We start from the raw sequence: 4,024 nt of genomic DNA, 5'->3' as shown, positions 1-4,024 counted from the left end.
CGTCTTAAACAACGGCATTGGCCCCGCAGACACCGTCACCGCCACGAACGCGAGCATCCTGGACGATCTCCTGCGCCAGCGCGGAGTTCCGTTTCTCGGAGAACTGGAACCCGACGCCACCGTGCTGGAAGCCAGTCTTTTCCAGAAAGTCCGCGTCGCGCTTCCCTGAGAAAAACTTCTTGCCGGAAGGAATGGCGTGGTCCAACTATACGGCCCGCAAGAAAGCGCAATTCCTGAGTAGCTCAGTGGTAGAGCGATCGACTGTTAATCGATTGGTCGTAGGTTCAAATCCTACCTCAGGAGCCATTTTACCCCTTTTAAGGTTTGTCCCCGTTTGTCCCAGATCGTAGCTAAGTATCTCGGAATCAGTGGGTAGCAAATTGCCCTCTCTTTCATCATTTGTCCCACCCTGTTTCTCGGAATCCCTCTCTGGACCGAATCCGGGTGCGTACCGGGGTGCGTCAGGAATCAGCGATGGAATGAGCGAGAGTCCGCCTACTAATCCTCCCATCGTTAAATGGTTATACGTTTTCGCCGTTAGCCTCATTTCACTGTGCCGCATTAGTTCCATTGCGACAGATGGAGCGACTCCAGCAGCATTAAGCCAAGTTGCAAAGGTGTGGCGCAGGGAATGGAAATCTGCAACTTCGCCACAGGCGTTTACATATTCGATCTTTGCCAGTTTGAGCAAAGATTTGAACTTCCAGATTCCCGGCATGCTCTGACGAGTGAAAACAGGCTCATCGCTTACGACATGATCTAACCTAAGTTTGCAAACTGCGTTTACTGCGTCAGCGTTTAGCGGCAGATACTTCTCTTGCTTATTTTTCGATGTAGAAGCCCGGACTTTCACAGTGGCAACGGATGAATCAAGAGAGATGTCGCTCCACTTCAGAGATTTGAGCTCAGCCCGTCGCAGGCCAGTCGTTACAGCCAACGTGATGGCAGCACTGTAATCGCCTGAAACCGCAAGAAGGCGAACCATTTCAGCCAGTGTAAAAGCACGACGCCTCCGAACTTCATTCCCTCTCGTTTCCGCTCTTTTAACCGTCTGAAAGGGATTGGCCGGTAGACTCGTGTTTCGGGCACGAAGCCAATTGTAAAAGCCCGATATTGCATCGAGGTACTCATTCAAAGTCTTGGGAGCCTTGGTCTGAACGTTTCTCCACTTTTGGAACGACTCCCCTGTGAGATCTGACAATTTTTTCCACCTAAGAACTAAGCAAAGATTGCGAATCCTAGCACCCACATTGGAAATATATTTTGCGTCTCGACTCGTAGAACGCAGATCATCTAGATAATCACTTACCGCTTCAGTAAGGTCACGCCGAGCCAACTCGCGATCTTTCATGGGAACCGCTAAACCGCAGCTTTCCAGCTCCTTTTGCTGGATAACCTGTTTCAGCTTTTCCAACGCAACGGCCTTGTGCCGCACGCCGAGGCTTATGTATGTAGGCTTGAGGTCCCCTTTGAGGCGATACTTCCCACGATAGAAAGGGCTCGTCACGCGCTTTCCATCAACGATGCGAGTTGGTCTTGAGACTGTCATACGTTGACCAGAGTTTGAATGTACCGCTGAAGTTCAGAGGCGAGAACATAGGTTCTCCGTCCGCGCTTAATCTTTTTTAGGCGGCCTCGATCAAATTCGCGATAGAGCTCAGAATGGCTGATTGCAGCAGTGCGCATTACATCTTTTATGCTCACCAATGGATCGATCATCAAAGCTTGCATGATCAGAAGGAAATGCTCTCCCAAGTTGGATCTTCTTGCGCCTCATCAAAGAATGGGGAGCAATCTCTCCGGGTGCCGTCGCTTAAGACGAACCACTTCTCACGGAGGAAAACCAGTCCGTCTTCAACGTCTTTTAATTCACTTTTTGAGAGCTTATGTTTCGCGTCCTGCATGGCTTCATGAAACGCCATATCATCTTCCTGCCCGAGGTTGAAGAGGACGGATTTAATATTTATTCCCAGCGACGAAGCTATCCGGCGCGCCACCGGCTCGATAGTTTCAGTGTATCCGTCCCAAAACTGCTTCGGATCTTTCAAGGCTCGCGAAAGCGTCGGTTGGCTGATTTGAATATCATATTTATCCTGCAACCACTTGCTGATTTCCCGGGCGCTCATCCGCCGAGACGCCTCATAAACAAACGGGAATATCTCTTGCAGAACCTCCCCCGGTTTCCGTTCGACCTCCTTAGATGCTTCGATGAGCTCTATACCAATTTTTGATAGATCAGTTATGTTCACAACAAGTTGATACTACTTGATTCAACTCGAGTCAAACTGAAAATGAATCTTTTCTCGAACGCTGAAATTTAGCTTGCACGCCATAGGAAACCTCATAGTAACCAGCGTGTGAACTGGGTGCTTCTAAGGCAAACGATGGACGTGAGATATCCGAACGGATATCGCCATTGGGACTGTGCGGGTGATCTGGCGAATCAGTTACTTGGTTTATTTCCCGGTTTAGTCGTGGATGATGGAGACCCTTCGAACGTGACGATGAGCCACGACGAGCATCAGATAAAACTGCGGTACGGCGTAGAAGGAGCAACGGTAGAGGCGGCGTCGTTAGACGAACACACAAACCTGTTCGAGCAATATGCAGCGCCCTTTTTTGCGCTCGTCTTCAGAAGTTTCGCTATTAAAACAACTTCAAGAGTAGGACATCGCTTGGTTAACCATCTCACTCTTGATGACAAAGCTTCCGTGCAGGATTATATATTTAAGCTAAGTATAAAAACGGGCGCTGGAGGGAGCTTCTTTGCATCGTCAGAGGACGAGCGGTTAAATACCAAAAAGACCACTGGATTTATCCTTATATTTGAAGATGAGAAAATCGGCCTCCGCATAAACATCGGATCAGGAAAAGCTAAAACTAACATCAATGGTCCGATGTTGAATGACCTCCGCAGACATATACCTCCCCCCACAGATATTGTCGTCCTCGATATAGATAACTACACCCTTAAACCCCTAAATATTTCTGATCTTTTGATCAACGATCTGGCAAAGAGCAATGCAAAGATGGTCAAGACACGCATTTTGCCAATACTCGAAATATAAACGATATGGCCCTCGTAGTCACTACCTCAAATGAACCTTTTTTAGAAGAGTCATACTTCACAAGCTCGAGTTCTTGGGAAACAAAAGCACTTCGTCGTGAAGTCCGGCGCAAGATTGCTGAGAGGGAAGTCGAAGCATCGTATACCATCTTTGCCAGAGTAGAATCTAGAGATGGCGTCGATGTCCGTGAAGTTGTTAAATGGACTCACTCTGACCTCTATAGCTATTCTCAGCCCCCTCAGGTTGACCTTGCGAATTTTTTCGGGACGTTGCTTGATCGCTGTAACGGGATTTCTGAAGAGGAGGAACTAGCGTTCGAAATTCAATCCATCAAGTTTTGGAACGAATGTAGGAAGCTCAACCAGTTTTTTGGGATGTCACCAACATACGACGAACTGTTATCAACATTTTTCACTCTTTCGGTGGGAATGAATGGACTCTTAGATGTAAAAAAACTCAGTGCTCTACGCGCCGTTTTGATCAAAGTGCGTGAATTGATCAATCTTACCGATGAAGTTTTAGATGACCTGTTGGATATTCTAGACGAAGGAGGTTTCGACTTACAGGAACCGATGGCTTTTGAGCCCAATGGCTGATGTATTCCTCGAGACATCTGCCCTAATTGAGCTGGTATTTGGTAATAAACCCACACAGCAAAAAGTAAGGGAATTTTTGCCAGCAGGGGTGTCAGCTATCTCATCTCGATACGTTATCTACGAGTTAGCGAAGGGCTTTCTGCAGTATCTAATCCTCCTGCACAACAAGGCTCAGCATCTTCAAAGGTTTAGCGAATTAATCGGATATGCTCAAAATCTCCGGTATAAGCCACATTTCCAAGGAGCGGTTTTGGGTTGCTTACGCTCTTTCTATGAGAACGGACAACTAGCCCTCACTGACGAGGAAACCCTAGTTTGTTTCCGCAGTTTCGTAAGAGGGTTAATCCGGAGGGGATGGAG

General features: G+C 47.7%; 4 protein-coding genes, 1 tRNA gene and 1 pseudogene. 3 read left to right on the top strand and 3 right to left on the bottom strand.

Features of this window, described 5'->3' with window-relative positions; translation table 11 throughout:
* Window positions 1-231: 231 nt before the first annotated feature.
* Window positions 232-306: transfer RNA gene (locus tag F8S12_RS12995), tRNA-Asn, on the top strand.
* 217 nt (window positions 307-523) lie between these two features.
* Here the strand turns inward: F8S12_RS12995 and F8S12_RS42310 are convergent.
* The 3 genes and pseudogenes from F8S12_RS42310 to F8S12_RS12980 form a co-directional block, all read right to left on the bottom strand.
* A pseudogene (locus F8S12_RS42310) lies at window positions 524-985 on the bottom strand (site-specific integrase); the annotation flags it as partial.
* A 560-nt stretch (window positions 986-1,545) separates the two neighbouring features.
* Window positions 1,546-1,719, bottom strand: coding sequence for a helix-turn-helix domain-containing protein (locus F8S12_RS42305; RefSeq protein WP_442946800.1), 174 nt, complete (start codon window positions 1,717-1,719; stop codon window positions 1,546-1,548).
* A gap of 14 nt (window positions 1,720-1,733) precedes the next feature.
* Window positions 1,734-2,249 carry a hypothetical protein gene (locus F8S12_RS12980; RefSeq protein ID WP_196516685.1) on the bottom strand — a complete coding sequence of 172 codons (516 nt, stop codon included), beginning with the start codon at window positions 2,247-2,249 and terminating at the stop codon, window positions 1,734-1,736.
* A 108-nt stretch (window positions 2,250-2,357) separates the two neighbouring features.
* On the opposite strand from F8S12_RS12980, the gene F8S12_RS12975 reads away from it, so the two are divergent.
* Together F8S12_RS12975 and F8S12_RS12970 are read left to right on the top strand one after the other, a co-directional pair.
* Entirely contained in the window at window positions 2,358-3,068 is a 711-nt protein-coding gene (locus F8S12_RS12975; RefSeq protein WP_230967987.1) for a hypothetical protein, read from the top strand.
* Between the two features lie 5 nt (window positions 3,069-3,073).
* Window positions 3,074-3,664 (top strand): hypothetical protein, encoded by a 591-nt coding sequence (locus tag F8S12_RS12970; protein ID WP_196516683.1) that lies wholly within the window; start codon window positions 3,074-3,076, stop codon window positions 3,662-3,664.
* Window positions 3,665-4,024: the final 360 nt, after the last annotated feature.

It is taken from the genome of Nostoc sp. WHI, from assembly GCF_015714725.1.
Lineage (GTDB): Bacteria > Cyanobacteriota > Cyanobacteriia > Cyanobacteriales > Nostocaceae > Nostoc.
Note: the sequence above shows the minus strand (reverse complement) of the source record. Positions and strands in the feature narration are given on the sequence as shown.

Bases quoted from the DNA above. Each gene is read 5' to 3' on its own strand.
- F8S12_RS12970 (WP_196516683.1), top strand. From the start codon at position 3,074: ATGGCCCTCGTAGTCACTACCTCAAATGAACCTTTTTTAGAAGAGTCA.
- F8S12_RS42305 (WP_442946800.1), bottom strand. From the start codon at position 1,719: ATGATCGATCCATTGGTGAGCATAAAAGATGTAATGCGCACTGCTGCA.